Origin of the sequence: Amycolatopsis rubida, from assembly GCF_900115345.1 — a bacterium.
Taxonomy (GTDB): Bacteria; Actinomycetota; Actinomycetes; order Mycobacteriales; family Pseudonocardiaceae; genus Amycolatopsis; species Amycolatopsis rubida.
This window is the reverse complement of sequence record NZ_FOWC01000009.1, coordinates 1-22,951: the sequence shown is the minus strand read 5'-3', so window position 1 is coordinate 22,951 and position 22,951 is coordinate 1. Positions and strand designations below refer to the sequence as shown.

The 22,951-nt window shown below is 69.2% G+C and carries 23 protein-coding genes and 1 pseudogene; 12 read left to right on the top strand and 12 right to left on the bottom strand.

All coding sequences use genetic code 11. The annotated features are described in order from the left end of the window. Positions 1 to 99 precede the first annotated feature (99 nt). Genes BM362_RS29565 through BM362_RS29540 form a run of 6 tightly spaced genes read right to left on the bottom strand, consistent with a single transcriptional unit; the run spans position 100 to position 4,526 of the window. Positions 100 to 813 (bottom strand): urease accessory protein UreD, encoded by a 714-nt coding sequence (locus BM362_RS29565; protein WP_093575353.1) that lies wholly within the window; start codon positions 811 to 813, stop codon positions 100 to 102. Further along, complete coding sequence (gene ureG / locus BM362_RS29560; protein WP_208865379.1) at positions 810 to 1,544, bottom strand: urease accessory protein UreG; 735 nt, start codon at positions 1,542 to 1,544, stop codon at positions 810 to 812. Before ureG ends, BM362_RS29565 begins: the two co-directional genes overlap by 4 nt. Further along, positions 1,501 to 2,187: an urease accessory protein UreF gene (locus tag BM362_RS29555; protein WP_067575199.1), complete on the bottom strand. Its 687-nt coding sequence runs from the start codon at positions 2,185 to 2,187 to the stop codon at positions 1,501 to 1,503. The genes ureG and BM362_RS29555 overlap by 44 nt, the downstream gene beginning before the upstream one ends. After that, positions 2,187 to 3,908, bottom strand: a complete 1,722-nt coding sequence (locus BM362_RS29550) for an urease subunit alpha (RefSeq protein WP_093575351.1) — start codon at positions 3,906 to 3,908, stop codon at positions 2,187 to 2,189. Before BM362_RS29550 ends, BM362_RS29555 begins: the two co-directional genes overlap by 1 nt. Next, on the bottom strand, positions 3,908 to 4,213 hold the full coding sequence (locus BM362_RS29545; RefSeq protein ID WP_067575195.1) for an urease subunit beta: 306 nt from the start codon (positions 4,211 to 4,213) through the stop codon (positions 3,908 to 3,910). Before BM362_RS29545 ends, BM362_RS29550 begins: the two co-directional genes overlap by 1 nt. Before the next feature lie 10 nt (positions 4,214 to 4,223). After that, positions 4,224 to 4,526, bottom strand: coding sequence for an urease subunit gamma (locus BM362_RS29540; protein ID WP_067575193.1), 303 nt, complete (start codon positions 4,524 to 4,526; stop codon positions 4,224 to 4,226). 1,379 nt (positions 4,527 to 5,905) lie between these two features. Here BM362_RS29540 and BM362_RS29535 point away from each other — a divergent pair. Continuing rightward, complete coding sequence (locus tag BM362_RS29535) at positions 5,906 to 7,045, top strand: citrate synthase 2 (RefSeq protein WP_067575191.1); 1,140 nt, start codon at positions 5,906 to 5,908, stop codon at positions 7,043 to 7,045. A 52-nt stretch (positions 7,046 to 7,097) separates the two neighbouring features. Here BM362_RS29535 and BM362_RS29530 read toward each other — a convergent pair whose 3' ends face one another. Both BM362_RS29530 and BM362_RS29525 read right to left on the bottom strand, forming a co-directional pair. Next, positions 7,098 to 7,679: a TetR/AcrR family transcriptional regulator gene (locus BM362_RS29530; RefSeq protein WP_067575189.1), complete on the bottom strand. Its 582-nt coding sequence runs from the start codon at positions 7,677 to 7,679 to the stop codon at positions 7,098 to 7,100. Between the two features lie 14 nt (positions 7,680 to 7,693). Then, on the bottom strand, positions 7,694 to 9,400 hold the full coding sequence (locus BM362_RS29525) for an SDR family oxidoreductase (RefSeq protein ID WP_093575545.1): 1,707 nt from the start codon (positions 9,398 to 9,400) through the stop codon (positions 7,694 to 7,696). A 152-nt stretch (positions 9,401 to 9,552) separates the two neighbouring features. Here BM362_RS29525 and BM362_RS29520 point away from each other — a divergent pair, with 152 nt between their 5' ends. Genes BM362_RS29520 through BM362_RS29500 form a run of 5 tightly spaced genes read left to right on the top strand, consistent with a single transcriptional unit; the run spans position 9,553 to position 14,360 of the window. After that, a complete protein-coding gene (locus BM362_RS29520; protein WP_093575350.1) occupies positions 9,553 to 10,392 on the top strand; it encodes an ABC transporter ATP-binding protein in 840 nt (279 codons plus the stop codon). Next, the gene (locus tag BM362_RS29515; protein ID WP_067575185.1) at positions 10,389 to 11,204 is read left to right on the top strand and encodes an ABC transporter permease; all 816 of its coding nucleotides are present in this window, start codon (positions 10,389 to 10,391) and stop codon (positions 11,202 to 11,204) included. Before BM362_RS29520 ends, BM362_RS29515 begins: the two co-directional genes overlap by 4 nt. Continuing rightward, positions 11,183 to 12,370: a sensor histidine kinase gene (locus tag BM362_RS29510; RefSeq protein WP_244287328.1), complete on the top strand. Its 1,188-nt coding sequence runs from the start codon at positions 11,183 to 11,185 to the stop codon at positions 12,368 to 12,370. The genes BM362_RS29515 and BM362_RS29510 overlap by 22 nt, the downstream gene beginning before the upstream one ends. Continuing rightward, positions 12,367 to 12,990: a response regulator gene (locus BM362_RS29505; protein WP_067575181.1), complete on the top strand. Its 624-nt coding sequence runs from the start codon at positions 12,367 to 12,369 to the stop codon at positions 12,988 to 12,990. Before BM362_RS29510 ends, BM362_RS29505 begins: the two co-directional genes overlap by 4 nt. Positions 12,991 to 13,013: 23 nt before the next feature. Beyond that, entirely contained in the window at positions 13,014 to 14,360 is a 1,347-nt protein-coding gene (locus BM362_RS29500) for a serine hydrolase domain-containing protein (RefSeq protein WP_067576481.1), read from the top strand. 251 nt (positions 14,361 to 14,611) lie between these two features. Here the strand turns inward: BM362_RS29500 and BM362_RS29495 are convergent, their stop codons facing one another. Next, on the bottom strand, positions 14,612 to 15,160 hold the full coding sequence (locus BM362_RS29495; protein ID WP_093575348.1) for a hypothetical protein: 549 nt from the start codon (positions 15,158 to 15,160) through the stop codon (positions 14,612 to 14,614). A 206-nt stretch (positions 15,161 to 15,366) separates the two neighbouring features. Here BM362_RS29495 and serC point away from each other — a divergent pair, with 206 nt between their 5' ends. Together serC and sepH are read left to right on the top strand one after the other, a co-directional pair. Then, the gene (gene serC, locus BM362_RS29490) at positions 15,367 to 16,491 is read left to right on the top strand and encodes a phosphoserine transaminase (protein WP_093575347.1); all 1,125 of its coding nucleotides are present in this window, start codon (positions 15,367 to 15,369) and stop codon (positions 16,489 to 16,491) included. A gap of 249 nt (positions 16,492 to 16,740) precedes the next feature. Then, a complete protein-coding gene (gene sepH / locus BM362_RS29485; RefSeq protein WP_037819957.1) occupies positions 16,741 to 17,577 on the top strand; it encodes a septation protein SepH in 837 nt (278 codons plus the stop codon). Positions 17,578 to 17,738: 161 nt separating this feature from the next. Here the strand turns inward: sepH and BM362_RS29480 are convergent, their stop codons facing one another. Genes BM362_RS29480 through BM362_RS29470 form a run of 3 tightly spaced genes read right to left on the bottom strand, consistent with a single transcriptional unit; the run spans position 17,739 to position 19,555 of the window. After that, positions 17,739 to 18,092: an MmcQ/YjbR family DNA-binding protein gene (locus tag BM362_RS29480; protein ID WP_093575346.1), complete on the bottom strand. Its 354-nt coding sequence runs from the start codon at positions 18,090 to 18,092 to the stop codon at positions 17,739 to 17,741. Between the two features lie 18 nt (positions 18,093 to 18,110). After that, positions 18,111 to 18,701: a DUF2537 domain-containing protein gene (locus BM362_RS29475; protein ID WP_067575171.1), complete on the bottom strand. Its 591-nt coding sequence runs from the start codon at positions 18,699 to 18,701 to the stop codon at positions 18,111 to 18,113. A gap of 32 nt (positions 18,702 to 18,733) precedes the next feature. After that, positions 18,734 to 19,555 (bottom strand): TrmH family RNA methyltransferase, encoded by an 822-nt coding sequence (locus BM362_RS29470; protein WP_067575169.1) that lies wholly within the window; start codon positions 19,553 to 19,555, stop codon positions 18,734 to 18,736. A gap of 217 nt (positions 19,556 to 19,772) precedes the next feature. Between BM362_RS29470 and BM362_RS29465 the strand changes: the two genes are divergently transcribed. From BM362_RS29465 to BM362_RS29450, 4 genes and pseudogenes are all read left to right on the top strand, one after another. Then, positions 19,773 to 21,269, top strand: a complete 1,497-nt coding sequence (locus BM362_RS29465; RefSeq protein ID WP_067575167.1) for a glutamate-cysteine ligase family protein — start codon at positions 19,773 to 19,775, stop codon at positions 21,267 to 21,269. A gap of 52 nt (positions 21,270 to 21,321) precedes the next feature. Beyond that, a complete protein-coding gene (locus BM362_RS29460; protein WP_093575543.1) occupies positions 21,322 to 21,930 on the top strand; it encodes a TetR/AcrR family transcriptional regulator in 609 nt (202 codons plus the stop codon). Between the two features lie 72 nt (positions 21,931 to 22,002). Beyond that, positions 22,003 to 22,677 (top strand): biliverdin-producing heme oxygenase, encoded by a 675-nt coding sequence (locus BM362_RS29455; RefSeq protein ID WP_067575165.1) that lies wholly within the window; start codon positions 22,003 to 22,005, stop codon positions 22,675 to 22,677. Between the two features lie 113 nt (positions 22,678 to 22,790). Then, positions 22,791 to 22,951: pseudogene (locus BM362_RS29450) on the top strand (superoxide dismutase); the annotation flags it as partial.

Genomic DNA, 22,951 nt, shown 5'->3' with positions numbered 1-22,951 from the left:
GTGTCGAATCACGGCTATCCAGCGACGGTATTGGGTCGCGGTGTCCCGGCGAAACCCACCGAACGGTGACTCCTGCCACGCCTGGCCGCCATCCGCTGTTCACCTGCTGGTCCGTGATCGATCCAGAGCTGTGGCCGTCACGACGTCCGGGGCCAGCGCGGTGGTCACCGTCCCGCCCGCGGCCAGCGGCGTTCGCGACCACCACGGGCCTGACTCCGCGGGACCGCGCTCGCCGCCGAACTCGACCTCCGTCACCAGCACCCGCTGTCGGGCCAATACCGCGAGGCTCGCGTCCAAAAGCGCATCGCCGACGGTCTGCGTCTGCCGGAGTGCCGGGACTCCGCCGCAGGTCACGTGCACCGTGGTGGACAACCGCCCCGGACGTTCGCCTTCTCGGCCGAGGACGAGGACTTCGCGGGTGCGGAACCGGGCACCGGCGGCCAGGTCCGCGCGCAGTACTGCGACGTGCTCGGCGCGGGCGGTGACGACGGTCGGCTCCGGCAGGTACTCGAAGCAACCACCGTCCTCGACGATCACCTCCACAGTGGACCAGCTCGGTACCGCCCGCAGACCGGGCAAGGCGAGGGTCGCCGCGACGCCGGACAGCTTCAGTTCCGCACCTGCCCCGACGTGGACATCGAGCCGCAGCTCATCGCCGCCGAGCGGAGCGGTGGCCGAGTTGACCAGGTGCACCACCGCGCCGGGGCCGCGCCGGCGACGCGGGACGAGCGTCAGCGGTGCCATCGACTTCAGTTCTCGCAGCACCGTCCGCCCGTCGTCGAGGGCGGCGACCAGGCGTGCGTGTGCTTTCACCCCTGCCGGACCGGCACCAGCGAGCGCACCCAGTCCGCCACGGCGGGAGCGTCCGGAGTGTCCACTAGGGACTGGGTGAACACCGGCAGGTCGCCCCGCATGTGGTGGGCGTCCGAGGTCATCACGGTCAGATCGGCACCGACCAGCGGCGCAAGGTCGGTTTTGTTGATCACCAGCAGGTCGGCCGTCGTCACGCCGGGGCCGCCCTTGCGCGGCACCTTGTCCCCGCCCGCGACGTCGACCACGAAGATCTGGCTGTCGGCCAGCCCTCGGCTGAACACCGCGGTGAGGTTGTCGCCGCCGCTTTCCACGATGACCAGCTCCAGGCCGGGGAACTTCTCCTCCAGCCCTTCGACCGCGTCGAGGTTCGCGGTGATGTCGTCGCGGATCGCGGTGTGCGGGCAAGCTCCGGTCTGCACGGCCGCGATCCGTTCCGGGTCCAGCACGCCTGCCCGGCGCAGGAAGTCGGCGTCCTCGGTCGTGTAGATGTCGTTGGTGACCACGGCCAGATTCAGTTCTCCGCCGAGCGCGCGGCACAGCGCGGCGGTGAGTGCGGTCTTGCCGCTGCCGACCGGGCCGCCGATGCCGATCCGGTACGCGCGTCCGGCGGTCGGCACCGCGTCGTAGTGGTCCGGTTCGGCGGCGGCCGGGTCGAAGTTGACCGCGTGGAAGTGCCCGTGACCGTGTTCAGCTGGCAAAGAGACGCACCTCTTCCTGGTGATGCCGAGCATGTTCCTCGGCGAACAGATCCAGCGCCGGCGACGCTGGTGCTGGCAAATCGGCCGGATCGGCACCGGCGGTCTCGGCGGCCTGGCCGCTGACTTCGCGCAACGGTCCGGCAAGCCGCGCGACCACCGCGTTCACGGCGAACGGATCCAGCCCGAGCAGGCGAACCGCCGCACTCGCCGGACCGCTCACGGCGAGGTAAGCGACCGCCATGGCCGCGTCGAACGGGCTGCCGCCGCTGATGCCGACGAGCGCGCCGCTGATGATCGGATGGTGCGGGCGCGGGGTCTCGGTGAGCAACTGGGACAGCACCGGCGACGGCCACGCGGCACGTCCGGCTCGCGCCGTGCCCCGGCCTTGCGCTCGCGACGCTTCCCGTTGCGCGAGCGACGGCGTGCGGGCGTCGAGTTCCTGATCGAGCCGTCGCCAATGAACACTCTCGACGGCCCGTGCCGCGGCGTGCGCTGAGCCGGCGGCGAACGCGGCGGCGAGGAATCCCGCGGTACGCAACCGTCCGAAGAGGAATCCTGGCAAGTCTCGTTCGGACCGGACCAGTCCGCGCGCGGCCACCTCTTCGAGGCCGCCGGAATGCACGTGCCCGCCACCCGGGAACCGGGAGTCGGCGAGAATGAGCGCGACCGGGTCCATCAGAACAGGAAATACCGTTGCGCCATCGGCAATTCGGCCACCGGATGCGGTTCGATCAGCTCTCCGTCCACGCGTACCGCGAAGCTGTCCGGGTCCACTCGCACTTCCGGAGTCGCGTCGTTCAGCACCATGTCCGCTTTCGTCCGGCGGCGGGTGCTGGCGACCGGCACCAACGGCCGGGCGATGCGGAATTGTTCAGCCACACCGGAATCCAGCGCTTCCGGAGCCACGAAATGCAGACTGGACGCAGCCGCTACAGCGGGCGCGGCACCGAACATCGGCCTTGCCAGCACCGGTTGCGGCGTGGGAATCGAAGCGTTCGCGTCTCCCATCGCCGCCCACGCCGGGAAACCGCCCTTCAACACCACATGCGGGCGCACGCCGAAGAACTTCGGTTCCCACAACACCAGATCGGCGAGCTTGCCGACCTCCACCGAGCCGATCTCCGAGTCCATTCCGTGCGCGATCGCCGGGTTGATCGTGTACTTCGCGACGTAACGACGGGCACGCAGGTTGTCCGCGGCGCCATCGCCGGGAAGTGCGCCGCGGCGGCCTTTCATCACGTGCGCGGTCTGCCAGGTCCGGATGATCACCTCGCCGATCCGCCCCATCGCCTGCGAATCGGAACTCATCATCGAGATCGCACCCAGGTCGTGCAGCACGTCCTCGGCGGCGATCGTGCTCGGCCGGATCCGGCTTTCCGCGAAGGCGAGATCCTCGGGCACCGACGGGTTCAGGTGGTGGCACACCATCAGCATGTCGAGGTGCTCGTCGAGAGTGTTGACGGTGTGCGGCCGGGTCGGATTCGTGGACGAGGGAAGGAAGTTCGCCATTCCGGACACCTCGATGATGTCCGGCGCGTGCCCGCCGCCAGCGCCCTCGGTGTGGTAGGCGTTGATCGACCGGCCGCCGATCGCCTCCACAGTGGACTCCAGAAACCCGGCCTCGTTGAGCGTGTCGGTGTGGATCGCGACCTGTACGCCGGATTCGTCGGCGACAGTGAGACAGGCGTCGATCGCGGCTGGCGTCGAACCCCAGTCCTCGTGCAGCTTGAACCCGCCCGCTCCGGCCGCCAACTGCTCCCGCAGAGCTTCATGCCGGACAGTGTTTCCTTTTCCCAGCAGCAACACATTCACCGGTTGTCCGTCCATTGCGGACAACATCCGGCCAAGATTCCAGGCACCGGGCGTCACCGTGGTCGCCTTGCTGCCCTCGTTCGGTCCGGTGCCGCCGCCGACCAAAGTGGTCAGTCCGGCCGCGAGCGCGGTGTCCACCAGCTGCGGGCAGACGAAATGCACGTGACAGTCGATGCCACCCGCAGTGAGAATCTTCCCGTTGCCCGACAGCACCTCCGTGGCCGGGCCGATCACCAACGCTGGATCGACACCGTCCATAGTGTCTGGATTACCCGACTTCCCGATGCCGACGACGCGTCCGTCACGGACGCCGACGTCGGCCTTCACCACACCCCAGTGGTCGAGAATCACCGCGCCGGTGATCACCAGGTCCGGCGCTCCCTCGGCGCGGGTCGCCATGCCCTGGCCCATCGACTCGCGGATCACCTTCCCGCCGCCGAAAAGCACCTCGTCGCCGCTGCCGCCAGGACCGATCGACCGGTCCTCGGTCACCTCGATCAGCAGATCGGTGTCCGCGAGCCGGATCCGGTCCCCTGCGGTCGGGCCGAACAGCTCGGCGTAGCGGACACGGTCGATCTCCGGCATCAGAACTCCCCGGCATATTCGGCGCGCAGCCCCGGCACCCGCCGGTTTCCGCTGAGCGGAACCACATCGACTTCCCGATCAATGCCGGGTTCGAAGCGCACCGAGGTCCCGGCGGGCACGTCGAGCCGGTGCCCGCGGGCGGCTTCGCGGTCGAACTCCAGGCCGGGATTGACCGCGGCGAAGTGATAGTGCGAACCGACCTGCACCGGCCGGTCGCCGAGATTGCGCACACGCAGCCGAATCCGGGCGCGCCCCGGATTCAGCGGCACCGGCTCGTCGCCGGGAATGATCTCGCCTGGCCGCAAGAATTCCTCCTCAACCGATCGGTTCGTGCACTGTGACGAGTTTCGTGCCATCCGGAAAAGTGGCTTCCACCTGGACGGAATCGGCCATTTCCGGCACCCCGTCGAGCACTTGCGCCCGGGTCAGCACGGTGCGCCCGCCCGCGGCGAGCTCACTGACCGTGCGCCCGTCGCGAGCGCCCTCCAGCACGTAGTCGGTGATGAGCGCGACGGCTTCGGGGTAATTGAGCCGAAGACCGCGTTCAAGCCGTTTGCGAGCAACGTCCGCCGCGACGTGGACCAGCAGTTTGTCGCGTTCCTGCGGGCTCAGGTGCATGGCAAAGGTCTACCACCGGAGAGACCGCTCCGCCTGATTCGGCAACGCAGTTTTTACCTGGCGGGTCACCCGCGGTCAGCTGCCAGCGAGTGCGATGGCCCGCCAATCTCTGTCCTGCGGGGATCGTCGGTCGAAGCGGCGGAGGGGAGCTACGACGGGCGCGAAATTCGGGAAGCCCGGCTCAGGACCCTCGCGCAAGACGGCTCGTTCGCGGTCAACGAAGCCAGCGCATATCAAGGCCCGCGCCTTCTTCCTCGACGGCGGCAACCGGATGGCCGAGATCGGCTCCTCCAAATACGCCGAGGAAGTAGCCAAGGTCAACACCAAGGTCGGCAGACGGGGATACCGACTCCCTGCTGCCCAACCTGGAGCACATGAGGATAGGCGTCGAACAAGCGAAGGACACATACCGTCTCGTTCGCCGAACTTGAGAAGAAATCGGGCGGCAAGTGAACCCCGCCCGAGCAAAAGCTGCTCTGTATCACTCGGCACCCTCGGCATAGTGGTGGCTGGATGCTCCTCCGGCCCGGTCGTCGGAACGCCTCAGCCGGACAGGCCGTCGTCCCCGGCCACCGCACCAACGGCAGGCAACCCGTTCGCGGCGCGGAATCAATGCGCGTTGCTGGACCAGATCCTCGATGGCCAGGGTTTCCCCAAGGCCGCCCCTGCCCTTGCCGACCACACCCGTTCTTGTGCCTCGCGGAAGCCTCCGCCGGCATGGCCAACGGTCTCGACGTGAGCCTGGTTCCGCAAGAGGACAAGCTCCATACAGACAACATTCTTCACCCGGAAACGGCCCGGCGAGGCGACGTCAACGGCCACCCCTCCATCGAGCAGCCCGAACCGCTGAGTTCACCTGGGCACTGCACGGTCATTATGGCTGTCGAGCCTCGTTCCAGGGCAGAACTCGGCGTCGCGTCAGGCCTGCCCACAGCCGAGGCCAGCCGCGGAGAAGTGCGCCACCGCCCTCGAACCGCTCCTGCCGAAGAGCTGATCCAGGCGAAGTGCCGCCCGGCAGTTCGTTCAAGACCCAATTCGCCGCCAATGGCGGCCCGCCGCTGCTGGAGCACGCCTGGCGACCGCCCCGCTCACCGAGCGTGACACCCGCCCGTCTCCGCAAGCCGGGGTTCACCTGCGGGCCACCGGGGTACCAGTCAGCGGTCACCTCACTCGACGGGAGAAAGTAGCGTCCCGGGCTCACCTGGACTGAATCGTTCTCGTAATCGTGACCGAAACCACGACATCTTCCGTTGCCCCAGCCGGGTAAAGGGAGCATGGTTTGTCCCACCGTGCGATGAGGCGCGCAAGGAGCCAGCGTGTATCCCGTCCGCGCGTGCACAACACAGCCGGGGAATGCGCATCGAAAGGGTTCGCGAAGAGTGACTACCTCCACGATCAGCACCACCAACGAAGCCGACGACGGGTTCCGGCCTGGACTCGAAGGCGTCGTCGCGTTTCGGACCGAAATCGCCGAACCCGATCGGGACGGCGGCGCGCTGCGCTACCGCGGCGTCGACATCGAGGACCTCGCCGGGAAGGTGACCTTCGGCGACGTATGGGGGCTCCTGGTGGACGGGCGGTTCGGGACCGGGCTTCCGCCCGCCGAGCCGTTCCCGCTTCCGGTGCACACCGGCGACGTCCGGGTCGACGTCCAGTCCGCGCTCGCCATGCTCGCCCCGATCTGGGGTTACCGGCCGCTGCTCGACATCACCGACGAGGAGGCGCGTGACCAGCTCGCCCGTGCTTCGGTGATGGCGCTGTCCTACGTCGCGCAGTCCGCGCGCGGCATCGGCCAGCCCGCGGTGCCGCAGTCGCGGGTCGACGAGGCCAAGTCGATCACTGAGCGCTTCATGATCCGCTGGCGCGGCGAGCCGGACCCGGCGCACGTCAAAGCGGTCGACGCGTACTGGGTTTCCGCCGCCGAACACGGCCTCAACGCCTCCACCTTCACCGCGCGCGTCATCGCCTCCACCGGGGCAGACGTTGCGGCGGCACTGTCCGGCGCGATCGGCGCGATGTCCGGCCCGCTGCACGGCGGCGCCCCGGCGCGCGTGCTGCCGATGATCGAGGAGGTCGAGCGCTCGGGTGACGCCCGCGCGCTGGTCAAGGGCATTCTCGACCGCAAGGAACGGCTGATGGGCTTCGGCCACCGCGTGTACCGCGCGGAGGACCCGCGCGCCCGCGTGCTGCGCCGCACCTGCAAGGAACTGGGCGCCGAACGCTACGAGGTGGCCGCCGCGCTGGAGCAGGCCGCGCTGGCCGAGCTGCGCGAACGCCGTCCGGACCACCCGATCGAAACGAACGTCGAGTTCTGGGCCGCGGTGATCCTGGACTTCGCGAAGGTGCCGCCGCACATGATGCCCGCGATGTTCTCCTCCGCACGCACCGCCGGCTGGGCCGCGCACATCCTGGAGCAGAAGAAGACCGGCCGCCTGGTCCGTCCGTCGGCGAAGTACGTCGGCCCCGGCCCGCGCACGCCGTCCGAGGTCGAAGGCTGGGACAGCGTCACCCAGATCTGAGTTGAGTCCGTGAAGGGCTCCTTGCGGGAATTGGATTCCCCCAAGGAGTCCTTCACGGCGTTGTGGCCAGGTGCGCGTCGGTGGCGGCGAGCATCGCGGTGAGCTGATCGACCAGCCAGCCGTCCAGCGTTTCGCGCGGGACGGTGCCCTCCTGCAGCCACGACAGCAACGTGCCCTCGACCACTGCGGTCCAGCAGCGCAGGGTCAGCAGCACCAACGGTGCCGGTTCGGGAATCGCGAGTGCCTCCAGGATCAGCTCGACGGCACGATTGCGGACCTCGTCGATCGCGGCATCCGTCTCCGAAGTGGCGATGACTGAACCGCTGCGCAGCAACGCGACATAGCCTTCGCGGTAGTGCGCGGCGACATCGACGAGACCGCGTACGGCCGCGCGCAGCCGTTCTTCCGGCGGGCCTTCCTCAAGCGTCGCGAGCCGGTCGACCAAACCGTCGGTGACCGTGCGCAGTGCCTGCATTTGCAGTTCCCGCAGGCTCGGGAAATACCGGTAGAACAACGGCCGCGACACCTCGGCGCGCGCCACGATGTCGTCCACCGTGACCAATTCCGGAGCCCGGGTGCCGAACAAATCCAGTGCGGCCGCGATCAGATCGTCCCGCCGGGCCTGCGCGGTCATCCGGCGCGGACGGCTCACGGCGTGACGTCCAGTTTCGCCGCCGCACGCAGCAACCCCGGCGTCAGTCGGGAAAGGACCAGTGCGACCTTCGCTTCCGGAGTGGACGGTTGGATCGCGACGTTCTTCTCCACCGCACGCAGAATGTCGCGCGCCACTCGTTCCGGACCGAAATTGCGCCGGGCGTAGAGCTTCGACGATTCCTTCTGCCGCCGCTTCTCCTCGACCTCGTCGACGCCGACGAACTTGGTGGTCTTGGTGATGTTCGTGTTCACCAGCCCCGGGCAAACCGCGGTCACGCCAATTCCCTCGGACGCCAACTCCGCGCGCAAGCCATTGCTCAACGCGAGCACGGCGGCCTTCGTGGTGCCGTAAGCGGTGAGGATCTTCGACGGCAGATAAGCCGCGGCAGAAGCGAGGTTGACGAGCTGCCCGCCCTCAGCGCGTTCCTGCATCATCGGCGCGAACGCTCGGCACCCGTGGATCACGCCCCACAGGTTGACGTCCACGACCTTCTCCCAGTCCTCGATCGTGGTGTCGAGGAACGGGCCGGACATGCCGATCCCGGCGTTGTTCACCACGATGTCCGGCACGCCGAACTCGTCGCGCACCTGCTCGGCGAACCGGGCGACCGCCTCGCCATTCGAAGAGTCCACTGTGTACTCGCCGGCATCGACTCCGCGTTCCCGCACCAGTTTCGCGGTCTCCGCCGCCGAATCGCCGTTGATGTCGCTGACCACCACGTCCGCGCCCTCGGCCGCGAACGCCAGCGCGGTCTCCCGGCCGATGCCGCTGCCCGCACCGGTCACGACGACGAGGTGGTGGGCGAAGCGACCGCTGCCGCGACCGACCCGCGCCCGCCGCAGCGCCCGCGTTTCCTCGCCGGTTTCCACCGACGCGATCAGCTCGGCTGCCGCAGCAGCAACCACTTCCGGTTTGGTCCGGGTAATCCAGTGCGAACCGATCACCCGCCGGACGCGCAGATCCGGAACCCAGCGCTCGACCTCGGTCTGCAGCGGCGTGGTGACGTACGAATCGCCGGTCGGCGCGAGCACCTGCACCGGGATTTCCGCCGGACGCGGGTGCGGCCGGGAAAGCCGCGGCCCCATGTTCGCCCGGTAAAGCTTCAGGCCGTGCACGCCGTCGGCCGTCTTCGGCGCCGATTCGGCAGGCTCCAGCTTCCCGATCAGCGTGCGCATGATTCCCGTGCGCCACAACAGTTCCGGGATCAACGGAACCTGGAACGCGACGATGTAATACGAGTGCAGGAACTGCCGCAGCGCGTGCCCGAGACGACGCGGCGTCGGGCGAGTCAGCTGGGCACGGAACCACGCGCCGGCGTGATCGAGGCTGGGCCCGGAAAGCGAGGTGTAGGAAGCGATCCGGCCGCGCAGCTGGTCGCCGGTGACCGCGTGCCAGGCCTGGATCGAACCCCAGTCGTGCGCGACGAGGTGGACTTTGCCGAACGGCTGCACCTCGTCGACCACCGCGGCGAGGTCGTCGGCGAGCTGGTCCAGCCGGTACGCCTGGCGCGCTCGCGGTTTGTCGGATTCGCCCGCGCCGCGCACGTCGTAGACGACCACGCGGTGCGCGCGGCGCAGCTCCTCGGCCACGCCGTCCCACATCGAACTGTTGTCCGGATATCCGTGCACGAGCACGACCGTGGGCCCGTCCGGGTTGCCGCTCACCCGGACCGAAAGGCGGACTCCGTCGCTGGCAGTCACCTGCTTGTGAGACATCTTGTCATGTTAGACAACTTGTCAACAGCGAGCGTCGTGGTTCCACGGGAAACCACCGTGTCCACCGTTCGACGGACAACCGGATTCCACTGCCCGGACGTCCCGCGAGCCACCCTCGGCGGCGCACGCTGGACCCCATGAGCACAGCAGTGCGAGTGCGCGGACTGCGCAAGGAGTACCCGGGCCACCTCGCCGTGGCCGGGATCGATCTCGACATCCGTGACGGCGAGGTGTTCGCCCTGCTCGGGCCCAACGGCGCGGGCAAGACGACCACCGTCGAGATCCTGGAGGGGCACCGGCAGCGGACGGCGGGGGAAGCCACTGTCCTCGGCGAGGACCCGGGTACCGCGGGACGCGCGTGGCGCGCCCGCCTCGGCATCGTGTTGCAAACGGCCACCGACGCGGCGGAACTGACCGTCGCGGAGACCGTGCGGCACTTCGCGAAGTACTACCCGAACCCACGTGATCCGGCAGAGGTGATCGACCAGGTCGGCCTCACCGCGAAGGCGGGCGCGCGGGTGAAGTCGCTGTCCGGCGGGCAACGCCGCCGGGTGGACGTCGCCCTCGGCATCATCGGCCGTCCAGAGCTGCTGTTCCTCGACGAGCCGACCACCGGCTTCGACCCCGAGGCGCGGCGGCAGTTCTGGGCGCTCATCGACGGGCTCGCCCACGAGGGCACCACGATCCTGCTGACCACGCACTATCTCGACGAGGTCGAGGCGCTGGCCGACCGGCTCGCGGTGATCGCGCGCGGTTCGGTCGTCGCCGAGGGGACGCCGGCGACGCTCGGCGGCCGCGAACGCGCCGAGGCGGTCGTGCGGTGGCAGGACGAACGCGGCAGTCACGAGGAACGCACGCAGTTCCCGACGAAACTCGTCTCGCAACTCGCCGCCGACCGAGGGGAACTCGCCGGTCTCACCGTGACGCGCCCCAGCCTGGAAGACGTCTATCTCGACCTGATCGGGGAGCAACCGTGACCACGACCATGGCCGTGCCGGGCACGTTCCGCTTGGGCCTCGCCCGCGGCGCGCTCGAACTGCGGCAGTTCTTCCGCAACCGCGAGCAGGTGGTGTTCACCTTCTCGCTGCCCGCGGTGCTGATGATCCTGCTCGGCTCCATCCTCGACGGCCCGACCGGGCAGGCCGGGGTGTCGTCCGGGCAGCTGCTCGCCGCCGGGATGATCGGCGCGGGCATCGTGTCGACGTCGTTCAACAGCGTCGGCATCGGCATCGCCGCGGACCGGGAAATCGGTGCGCTGAAACGCTTGCGCGGCACGCCGATGCCCGCGCCGGCCTACTTCGCCGGCAAGATGGTGATGGTCGCGGTGACCAGTGTGTCGCAGACCGTCCTGATGGCCGCGGTGGCGATGCTGCTGTTCCGTCTCGAACTGCCGTCCGATCCGGCGAAATGGCTGACCCTGCTCTGGGTGCTGCTGCTCGGGATCGTCTCCTCGACGCTGCTGGGCATCGCGATCAGCTCGGCCACCCGCACCGCCAACGGCACCGTGGCGCTGGTGCAGCTGGTGTACTTGGTGCTGCAGTTCATTTCCGGGGTGTTCGTCACGCCGATCACGAACCTGCCGAGGATCATGGTCGACGTCGCGTCGTTCTTCCCGCTGAAATGGATCTGCCAGGGCTTCCGCTCGGTGTTCCTTCCGCCGGAGGCCGCGACCCAGGAAATGGCGGGGACATGGGAGCTTCCGAAGGTGGCGCTGGTGCTGGCGGTGTGGTGCGTGGTGGGCCTGGTGCTCGCGAGGGTGACGTTCCGGTGGACGAACGAAGCGAAGTGAACCAAGCCGACGCGTGGGAGCGGTCGTACTGGTCCTGGGAGGTGCTGTTCGCGGTCGCCTACGTGGCGACCGCCCTCCTGGTGCTCTTCAGCAGCGACAGGCCGACGACGGCGAAAATCGTGGCGGAGGCGGCGCTGGCGGCGATCGTGGCCGGGTACCTCGCCGTCGGACGGCGCCTCGTGCAGAGTGCGCACAGCGGACGCGCGCACATCGCGGCAGCGGTGCTGATCGCGCTGATGAGTACCGCCATGCTCGCGACCACCACCGCGAGCTTCGCGCTGTTCATTGCCTGCCCGCTGTTGTTCATGCTGCTGGAGCTGCGCCCGGCGGCGGTGGCGACCACGCTGCTGATCCTGTTCGAGCCCGTTTCGGGGGTGCTCAACGGCGGCTGGAACGGCCAGCTGCTGTCGATCCTGCTGCCGATGACCGCGATCCTGATCACCTTCAGCTTGCTGGCCGGAAAGTTCGCCACCGATGTGCTGCGGGAGAGCCACGCCCGCGCCGAGCTGATCCGCGAGCTGGAATCCAGCCAGGCCGAGGTCGCCCGCCTGTCGAGGGAAGCGGGCACCGCGGCCGAACGCGAGCGGCTGGCGCGGGAAATCCACGACACGCTCGCCCAGGGGTTCACCAGCATCATCACGCTGACCCAGGCGATCGAGTCCGAACTGGACACTGATCTGTCCACAGTGCGCAAACATCTCGCGCTCGCTGACCGTACCGCGCGCGAGAATCTCGCCGAAGCCCGCGCGATGGTCGCGGCGCTCGCACCGTCCGATTTGGCCACTGGCTCGTTGCCGGAAGCCATCCGGCGGCAGGCAGATCGGCTCGCCGAGGAGCTAGGCATTCCGGTTGAGTGCGCAGTGGACGAAGGGCTGCCGCCACTGTCCACTGCGGTCGAAGTAGTGCTGCTGCGCGCGGCGCAAGAGGCGCTGTCGAACGTACGCAAGCATTCGGGCGCGGCCCTCGTCCGCGTGCGGCTGTCCGCTGTGGACGGAGCGATACGGTTGCGCGTCGAGGACAACGGGCGCGGCTTCACCCCGGACGCCGACGTGTTCGGATTCGGGTTGCGCGGCATGCGTTCGCGAGCCGAGCAGGTGGGCGGCACCCTGAGAGTGCGGACCGGCGCGAACGGCGGCACCGAACTGGAACTGGAGGTGCCCGTGTGATCACGATCATGCTCGTCGACGACCATCCCGTGGTACGCGAAGGACTGCGCGGCATGCTCGAAGCCGAGGACGACCTGACGGTGGTCGGCGAAGCCGGTTCCGGTGACGAAGCGGTGGCGCTCGACCGCGTGAAACAGCCCGACGTCGTCCTGATGGACCTGCGCATGCCGGGCCTCGACGGCGTCGGCGCGATCCACGCGATCCTCAAGGAAACGCCCGCGCGCCGGATCGTCGTGCTCACCACGTACGAAACCGACGCCGACATCCTCCGCGCGGTCGAGGCCGGCGCGTCGGGATATCTGCTGAAAGACGCGTCGCGCACCGAATTGGCCGGTGCGATCCGAGCCGCGCATCGCGGCGAGACCGTGCTGGCGCCGTCGGTCGCGGGCAAGCTCGTGCACCGGATGCGAAACCCGGAACCGGTGTCGCCGCTGTCCGCTCGCGAGGTGGAGGTGCTGCGGCTGGTCGCGAAGGGCCGCACCAACGCCGAAATCGGCCGCGAGCTGCACATCGGCGAGGCGACGGTGAAAACCCACCTGCTGCGGGTGTTCTCGAAGCTCGGCGTTTCCGACCGCACGGCGGCGGTCACGACGGCGCTGGACCGGCAACTGCTCGGCTGAGCTTGCCGGGCAGAATGACGGCCATGCTCGACACCACCGAACTCGCCCTGTACCGACGGCTCGCACACGAGCAGTCCGTCAGCCGCGCCCCGTCCCTCGTCGCCGCTGTCGTCCGAGGCGGCGACGTCGTCTGGTCCGGTGCCCGCGGCCGCGTCGGCGACCAGCGCCCGGACGACAACACGCAGTACCGGCTGGGGTCGATCACCAAAACGATGATCGCGACCGCAGTCATGCGGCTGCGCGACGAGGGCAAACTCGACCTCACCGACCCGCTGGAACGGCATCTGCCGGGCACCGCGTTCGGCTCGGTCACCATCGCGCAACTGCTGTCGCACACGTCGGGCCTCACGTCGGAATCGCCCGGCCAGTGGTGGGAGCGCGCGCCCGGCGCGGACTGGGCGGCGCTCGTCGCGAGCCTCGAAAAGGACGCGACGAAGCTGCGTCCCGGCTTCAAGTTCCACTACTCGAACGTCGGCTACGGCGTCCTCGGCGAGCTGGTCGCCCGGCTCCGCGAGCGGCCGTGGTTCGACGTGGTGCGGGACGAAATCCTTACCCCGCTGGGCATGAACCGCACGACGCCGCATCCGGAAGGCGCGCACGCCGAGGGATTCGCCGTGCATCCCTTCGCCGACGTGCTCATGCCGGAGAAGTGGCCGGACGCCGGCGCGATGGCCCCGGCCGGCCAGCTCTGGTCCACCATCACCGACCTCGGCCGCTGGACGTCGTTCCTCGGCGGCCACACCGGCGACGTGCTCTCGCCGGACACCGTCGACGAAATGCGGACGATGAACACCGTCGACGACACCGAGGTGTGGTCGACCGGGTTCGGCCTCGGCCTGATGGTCGTGCGCTATCAGGGCAGGCACCTGGCCGGGCACACCGGCTCGATGCCCGGTTTCCTCGCCGCGACCGTCGTCGACCCACGCAGCGGCACCGGCGCGCTGTGCCTGGCGAACTCCACCTCGGGCGTCAACATCACGCAGCTGTGCCTCGACCTGATCACCACCGCCGACGACCTCGAACCCGCGCTGCCCGACGAGTGGCTCCCGTCCACTGTGGACCCTGAGCTGCTCGCACTGACCGGGCTGTGGCACTGGGGCCCGTCGCCGTACTTCCTGCGCGTGCAGGGCGACGGCCTGATCTCGCTGAACCCGGCCGTCGGAGCCGGACGGGCGTCGCGGTTCCGTCCCGCGGGCCCGGACACCTGGATCGGCCTGGACGGCTACTACGCGGGCGAAACGCTCACCGTCGGCCGCGACGCGGACGGGACGGCGAACCACCTGAACCTCGCGACGTTCATCTTCAGCCGCACGCCGTACGACCCGGCCGCGCCGATTCCAGGCGGGCTGGACGAGACTGGGTGGCGCTGAGCCAGCCGGCTTCGACCTTGACGCCGGGCTCCTCGGCGTCAAGGTCGGGCGCTCGCCTGGTCGGGGACAGCCACGCTTTCGCGTAGCCGTCCTGGCTCAAGCAGGACGTCGCCCGGCCGCGGTGCCCCGAACACGCACGGCCGCCGATACTCGAGCGGCTCGGCGGCGACCTCCGGCGGACAGTGCTCGCTCCCGAACCGCCCTGGCCGGCCGGTTCGAAGCACGAGCCGGCCGGTCATCAGCTGATCGGGTCACACCTGCCGGTCCGGCCGCGCGAACCGCGCCCGGACTGCCAGGTCCTCCACGCCACCGCGAACCCGCCCCAGAGCAGCGCGGGGATCAGCACCGGCCACCCGGAGCCGCCGGGAAATCAGAACGCCGCCCAGCGCGATCGCCGCCCGCGAGCACCGAGGCGGGCGCGGCGACGGCGGCCCGCCAGCGCAGCCTCCGCAGCGAGAGCCTCCGGACAGGCAAGTCGTGTAGCTCCCCGGCGTCGCCACTCCGCAGATCTCCACCGTGACCCGGCCGCGCGAGTCCGGCTCGCCCAGCCGCGGCTGTCCGGTCCGCCGGAGTTCGCGTGCGTGCCCCGGCGGGCAGTCGAGCAACGTCAGGTAGCCACGCGGACGGGCCATGGCGCGCAGCACTCTCGGGATCTCCTGCCCGTGGTCCCACTGAGTGGTATCCCCGTCGAGCACGGCGCGGACCTCGCGCGTTGATCCTTTCGGCGGCACCCGGCCCCACGGCCACCACCACAGCGACCCGGCGAGGAACGCGAGAGCGAAAACGGCGGAACCACGCACGTCGCCACGGCACGCAAGCCAGCACCAGCGTTACCGTCAGGCCGATCGGCGCAGTCGAGTCCTACGGGTGCACCAGCGCCGCCAAGGCGAAGGGCGCAAACCACCGCCCGCGCGGCCGGTAACCGTGCGTTTCCGTCACGATTCCACATGCCGGACACCCGCCAACCGCCGTTACCTGCGTTGTCCCGACCTGAGAGACTAAGCACATGACCGACGCTGAGTTGACGATCCCAGCAGACCTCAAGCCGGCCGACGGCCGCTTCGGCTGCGGACCCTCGAAGGTCCGCGAAGAGCAGCTCGCCGCCCTCGCCCGGTCCGGTTCCACCTACCTCGGCACCTCGCACCGGCAGAAGCCGGTCAAGTCGCTCGTCGGCCGCGTGCGCGCCGGGCTGTCCGAGCTGTTCTCGCTCCCGGACGGATACGAGGTCATCCTCGGCAACGGCGGGACGACCGCGTTCTGGGACGCCGCCGCGTTCGGCCTCGTGCGCGAGCGCGCCCAGCACTTCACCTACGGCGAGTTCTCCTCGAAGTTCGCGACCGTCACGAACAAGGCCCCGTTCCTCGGCGAGTCGATCGTGGTGAAGGCCGACCCGGGCAGCGCGCCGGAGATCGCCTATCAGCAGGGTGCGGACCTCGTCGGCTGGGCGCACAACGAGACCTCCACCGGCGTCGCGGTGCCGGTGCGGCGACCCGAAGGCAGTGACGGCGCGCTGGTCGCGATCGACGCGACGTCCGGTGCCGGCGGTCTTCCGGTCAGCGCCGAGGACTTCGACGTCTACTACTTCGCGCCGCAGAAGTCGTTCGCGTCCGACGGCGGGCTGTGGATCGCGCTCGCCTCGCCCGCCGCGATCGAGCGGATCGGCGAGATCGGCGGCGGCGACCGCTGGATCCCCGAATTCCTGTCGCTCACCACGGCGCTCGACAACTCGCGCAAGGACCAGACCTACAACACCCCCGCGGTCTCCACGCTTTTCCTGCTCGCCGAACAAATCGAGTGGATGAACGGCCAGGGCGGGCTCTCCTGGACCACCTCGCGCACCAAGGAATCCTCGACCCGGCTCTACGACTGGGCCGAGAAAACCTCGTACACCACGCCGTTCGTGGCGAACCCGGAGCTGCGCTCGCAGGTCGTCGGCACGGTCGACTTCGCCGCCGAGGTCGACGCCGCCGCGGTCGCGAAGGCGTTGCGCGCCAACGGGATCGTCGACACCGAGCCGTACCGGAAGCTGGGCCGCAACCAGCTGCGCGTCGGCCTGTTCCCGGCGATCGACCCGGACGACGTCACGAAGCTCACCCAGAGCATCGAATACGTCGTGGAACGGCTCGGCTGAGCCGAAAACGCCCATATCGCCCCGCCTGCCGTCCGGCTCGCGGGGCGATATGCGTTGACGACCACTCGTTCGTGACACACCGTGTTCGGCGTGTCACGGGAGCGGCGGGGAACCGGCGCCGCGAAAATGGCCGGGAAAGTGTCGTCGGATTGAGTTCGGATGGGTGCGGCGTCGGCGCGCCTCGCACGTCAAGCCGACGCGCCGTTCTAACGTGGGCACCCACAAAGGTGAACACCGGGGAGGCGAGAAATGCGGGCGTTGCGGGTGGTCGGGCTGCACGAGGACGGGAAGTCCCTCGTGCTGGAGGACCCGGCGAGCCGTACCCGCTTCCTGCTCCCGGCCGACGAGAGACTGCGTGCGGCGGCGAGGGGGGACATAGCCCGGCTGGGCCAGATCGAGATCGAGTTGGAGAGCCAGATGCGGCCACGCGAGATCCAGGCGCGAATCCGCGCGGGCGAGTCCGTCGAGCAGGTCGCGAGCAGCGCGGGCGTCTCGACGCAGCGGGTGGAGCGATTCGCCTACCCGGTGCTGCTCGAACGTTCCCGCACCGCTGAACTCGCGCAGTCGGCGCACCCGGTCCGCGAGGACGGGCCCGACGTCCAGACGCTCGGCGAGGTCATCGCCTACGCCTTCGGCGTCCGCGGCCACGACTACAACCAGGCCGCGTGGGACGCCTGGCGCGGCGACGACGGCAAGTGGGTCGTCGTGCTGCGCTGGAAGGCAGGCCGCTCCGACAACCGTGCGCACTGGTCGTTCTCGCCCGGCGCGCACGGCGGAACGGTGCACGCGCTCGACGAGAACGCCGAGGTCCTGCTGAACCCGAACTCGTACGTCGCCCCGCGCACCGTGCGCGCGCTGGCCCCCGCTCGCGATTCGGTGGTGCAGCCGACGCTCGACGCCGTCGAGGAACCGCGCGCCATCGAAGGCCCGGACGAGGGCGACGACGAGACCCGCGAGATTCCGCGCGTCCCGGGCGAGTCCGACGGCGATGAAGCCGAACAGCCGCGCACGAAGGCGAAGAAGAACCATCCGATCGTGCCGTCCTGGGAGGACGTGCTGCTCGGAGTCCGCACCCAGCGCGGCTGATCATGCCTGCTTCCAGCCAGAGGGCGCTGCGGATGCCCCGGCTGGCGGGGGGCGGGCCGCGATGGCTTCGGTCCAGGAGAGGTTCGCGAGGGGAATCCTGAGGGAATCTGATTCTCTCGGGGTTCCCCTCACATACAACGGCGCAAGCGCAGAGGCCAGGGTCAGGCGTCCAGCAGGGCGGCCAGTTTCTTTGGGGCGACGTGCCGGTAGGCCTCGCGCACGATCTGGTCCACCTCGGTCCAGTCGACATCCACGTCGAGCCGCACGCCGAGCCATCCACTCGGCCCGACGTAGGGCGGCCGGAAGAACCGCTCGGGCTCGGTGCGCACCAGTTCCTCCTGCACCCCGGGCGGCGCGGGACACCAGAACGCGATCCGGTCGTCGTGGTGCTGGTCGGCGAACATCACGAACGTCTTGCGGCCACGGACGAACCACGCCGGTTCGCCGTGGCTGAGTCGTTCGGTGGCTTCGGGCAGCGCTAGGCAGAGGGCGCGCAAATTGTCGAGCGGAGCCATCTCAGCAGTATCCGCGAGTCAGAACACCGTGGCCAGCACGCCGATCCACGCGAGCGCCAGGCCGCCACCCGCGCCGTACACCGCCCAGCGCAGGATCGGCACGTTCCGGCCCAGCCACAGGGACGGCGCGACCCCGCCGGTCACCACCAGCGACGCGATCAACGCCAGCCACACGCTCGTCTCGCGGGCGAGTGTGGTGGCCAGCGCGAGCATCGCCACGACCACCACCGCGGCCGCGAAGACCGACACGGTCAGCCCGGTGAGCCAAGGCGTCGGCTCCTCCTGCGTTCGGGCCCGTGCCGGTCGATCCGGCCGCGGCGGCGGTTCGACCACCGTCTCCACGCCCGTCACCGGGTCGACGAAGCGCACCTCGGCGCCCATCACCGCGGCCAGTCGCGCGGCGAGCTGACGTCCGCGCTGCGACACGACCGAACCGGCGACATCGACGTCCGAGTCGGAGCGTGCCACCGCCGACGCCACGCGCGCCCACTCGTGCAGTGCCTGCGCCAGGTCGGCACCGATCGCGAGCCGGCGCGGGTCGACCTCTCGCGCGTGCTCGCCGCCCGGCCCGGCGAGCACCGCCTGCTCGCCGCGGATGCGCAGCTCCATGGTGCCCCTCCCCGCAAGAAACGTGCCGGGGGTCACTCTAGTGGGGCGGACCCCGCCGAGACTTCGTGGAACGCGATCGCCGCGGCCGTGGCGACGTTCAGCGAGTCGACGCCGGACACCATCTCCACGCGGACGGCGACGTCCGCGGCCTCGATCGCCTCGTCCGTCAGCCCCGGCCCCTCGGCGCCGAGCAGCAGCGCGATCGGGCCCGGCACCTTTTCGCGCAATCCGCGCAGCGGCACGGAATCCGCGCGCGGAGTGAGCGCGGCCACCGTGAAACCCCGTGCCCGCAGCACATCCAGTCCGCCGGGCCAGCTGTCGAGGGTCGCGAACGGGACACGCAGCACGTGTCCCATCGAAACGCGCACACTGCGCCGGTAAAGCGGATCCGAACACCCTGGACCGAGCACTATCCCGCCGACGCCGAGCGCGGCGGCATTGCGGAAGAGCGCGCCGAGGTTTTCGTGATCGCCGACACCTTCCAGCACTGCCAGAACCTGTGCGCTGTCCACGATTTGGGAGACCGTCGGCGGTTCCGGGCGATCCGCGACCGCGAGCACTCCGCGATTGAGGTGAAACCCGACGACCTCGGCCATCGTCTCCGCCGACGTCACATACGCGGGCACGTCGACGCCCGCGAGTTCGTCTTCCAATTCCCGCAGCCGTCTCTCCACGCCGAGCAGTGCTCGCACCGGATAGCGCGAAGCGAGCAGCCGTCCGACCACGACGGTTCCTTCGGCGATCACCAGTCCGCGCCCGCCGGGGCGGTCCGGGCGACGGTCCGCTGTGGACAGGTCGCGGAAGTCGTCGAGCCCCGGATGCGCCCGGTCCTCGGTGAAGATCAGTTGAGCCACATCGGACAGTCTCGCATCCGCCCGAACCCGTGCCCGCTGGTCCGAACGCGCGACCCGCTTTAGGGCAAACGGCGTAGTTGCGCGCAGGGTCAACCGCCGGTGACGGAGAGCACCAGTTTGGCCGCTAGCCCATGGCGCCGCGCTGTGCGACGGTGGTCTGCCTGGCGTACTAGCCGCCCAGACCACTGCGGACAGCAGCCAAGGAGCGCGTCGAACCATGGGTACGGATCTCTCGGCACATCCCGGCCGGCTCGATCGCGGACGGTACCGCCGGAAGGTCCAGCGGTGCCTGGACACCCTGGCCCGGATGCTCACCGACGGGAGTTTTTCCTTTCCTCGCAAGAACATCGGCCTCGAAGTCGAGCTGAACCTGGTGGACGGGCAGTTGCGCCCGTCGATGACCAACTCGGTCGTGCTGGAGGCGCTCGACGACGCCTCGTTCACCACCGAACTCGGCCAGCACAACCTGGAACTCAACGTGCCGCCGCGTCCGCTCGCCGGGGATTCCGCGCTGCGCCTGGAAGAAGACCTGCACTCCTACCTCGCGAAAGCGCAGGCGAGCGCGGCGCACACCGGCTCGTCGGTGGCCATGATCGGCATTCTGCCCACGCTGGGAGCGGAGCATTTCGATCAGAAGTGGCTTTCCCACAAAACGCGCTATTCGTCGCTGAACGACGAGATCTTCGCCGCCCGCGGCGAGCGGATCGCGCTCGCGCTGGACGGTCCGGCATTGCCCGGAGCCCAGCCGGAGCGGCTGCGGCACTACGCGGAGTCCATTCTCCCGGAGGCCGCCTGTACTTCAGTCCAATTACATCTGCAGGTGGCCCCCGAGGAATTCGCGGCGCATTGGAACGCCGCGCAGTGCCTGGCCGGCGTCCAGATCGCGCTCGCCTCGAACTCTCCCTTCCTGCTGGGCAAGGCGCTGTGGCACGAAACCCGGATCCCGTTGTTCCAGCAGGCCACCGACACCCGGCCGGAGGAACTAAAAAACCAGGGCGTCCGGCCGCGGGTGTGGTTCGGCGAACGGTGGATCACGTCGATCTTCGACCTGTTCGAGGAAAACGTCCGCTATTTCCCCGGACTGCTGCCCGAGACCGATCTCGAGGACCCGATCGAAGCGCTCGAATCCGGGCAGGCGCCAAAACTTTCCGAACTGCGGCTGCACAACGGCACGATTTGGCGGTGGAACCGGCCGGTGTACGACGTCGTCGACGGCCTGCCGCATCTGCGCATCGAAAACCGCGTGCTGCCCGCCGGTCCGACGGTCGCCGACATCGTGGCCAACGCGGCGTTTTTCTACGGCGCCCAGCGCGCGCTGGCCGAACAGGACCGGCCGGTCTGGTCGCAGATGTCGTTCCAGGCCGCGGAAGAAAACCTGCACGAGGGCGCACGCAAGGGTTTCGACGCGCAGCTGTACTGGCCCGGCATCGGCTGGATCCCCCCGGACGAGCTGGCCTTGCGCGTCCTGCTGCCGCTGGCACACGAGGGCCTGCGTCGTTCGGATGTGTCCGACGAAGCCCGCGTGCGCTACCTCGGCATCATCGAACGCCGGTGCCTCGCCCGCCGCAGCGGCGCGGCCTGGCAACGCGACTACGTGCTGCGCGCGCACGAACGCGGCGCCGACCGCGAAACCGCGCTCAACTGGATGCTGCGGCGCTACCTGGAGCTCTCGGAGACAGGAGAGCCGGTGCACACCTGGTCGCTCGACGACTGAGCCGTTTTGCGCGGTCCCCTACAGTGTTTCGCACGGGAAGGGGGTGGCGCGCGTGCCGAAGGTGCTGGGCGGTTCGCTCGAAGCGCACCGCCGCGAGGTGCGGTCACGAGTGTTCGACGTCGTCCGCGCGCAGCTGTACGAGCGCGGATTCGACGCGATCACGCTCGCCGGCGTCGCCGCGGAGGCCGGGCTCGGCCGCACCGCGATGTACAACCACTTCCCGGACAAGGAAAGCCTGCTCGTCGCGTTCGTGGAGGACGAGGCCGCGCGGTATGTCGAGCGGCTGCGCGAGGCGGTGGACGCCGAACCGGACCCGGCCGCCCAACTTGCCACGTTCGTCCGGCTGCAGCTGCGCGTGCTGGCCGAGCACCACCTTCCGCCGGGCACCGCACTGGAGTCCGCCCTCGCGCCCGCGGCGTATCAGCGGATCAGCGCACACGCGGATCCCATCATCGAACAGCTTCGTTCGGTGCTGCTCGCCGGAGTCGACGCCGGCAGCTGGCCCGCACAGGACCTCGACGTGGTGGTCCCGATGATCACCGCGGCACTCGGCAGCCGCCAGGTCATCGATGTGGCCGCTGACCAGCTGGAAGACGCCATTGAGTCCGCCGTGCGGTTCGTCCGGCGGGCGGTCGGTTCGAGTGAAAACAGTGAGTTTTAGGGTAGCCTAAGTACCGGTTATGGCCTACAGTTCTTTCTGACAGCTTGTCAGAAAGAACGTCGGGAGGCCTTCATGACGGTGACCGCGGACCTCGAAGCCAGCCCGTTCTCCGGACAGCTGCGCGCGTCGACGAGGACGGTGCACGACAAGGCCAACCACTCCACGTACATGAACGCACTGCTCGGCGGTGAGCTGACGCTGGCCGGCTACGCGGCGCTGGCCACCCAGTACTACTTCATCTACCAGGCGATCGAGCGGGCCGGCGACGCGATGGCCGACGACCCGGTCGGCGGCCAGTTCGTGTTCGAGGAGCTGCGCAGGCTGCCCGCGCTGGAACGCGACCTCGCCCGCCTGGTCGGCCCCGGCTGGCGTACCGAGATCGCGCCGCTCGCCGCGACCGAGGCCTACACCGCGCGGATCGCCGAAGCGGCGCGCTGGTCCGGCGGGTTCGTGGCGCACCATTACACGCGCTACCTCGGCGACATCGCGGGCGGCCAGATCATCCGGCGGCTGCTGGAGAAGAAGTTCGACCTCGCCGAGGCGGGCACGCACTTCTACCGCTTCGACGAGATCGGCAGCGCCCCCGCGTTCCGCGACCGCTACCGCGCGAAGCTGGACGAGGCGCCATGGAGCGAGGACGACCGCGCCCGGGTGATCGACGAATCCGTGGTCGCGTTCGAGCACAACGTGGCGGTGTTCGACGAACTGGCCCTCGACCTCGCGCGGTACCGGGACCCGGCGGCATGACCCGGGTCACAGCGGGTTGACCTCTACCTAGCTTGAAGTACGACGCTCGGTTTCAGAAGGCTCCCGGGAGGGAAGCCGCCAAGCAAAACCGCGCGTCGACCAAAGGAGGGCCCATGGCCCGGTACGAGCTGCCCGAACTCGATTACGACTACGGCGCTCTCGCGCCCTACATTTCGGGCGAGATCAACGAGCTGCACCACAGCAAGCACCACGCGACCTACGTGAAGGGCGCGAACGACACGCTGGACAAGCTCGCCGCGGCGCGGGAGGCGGG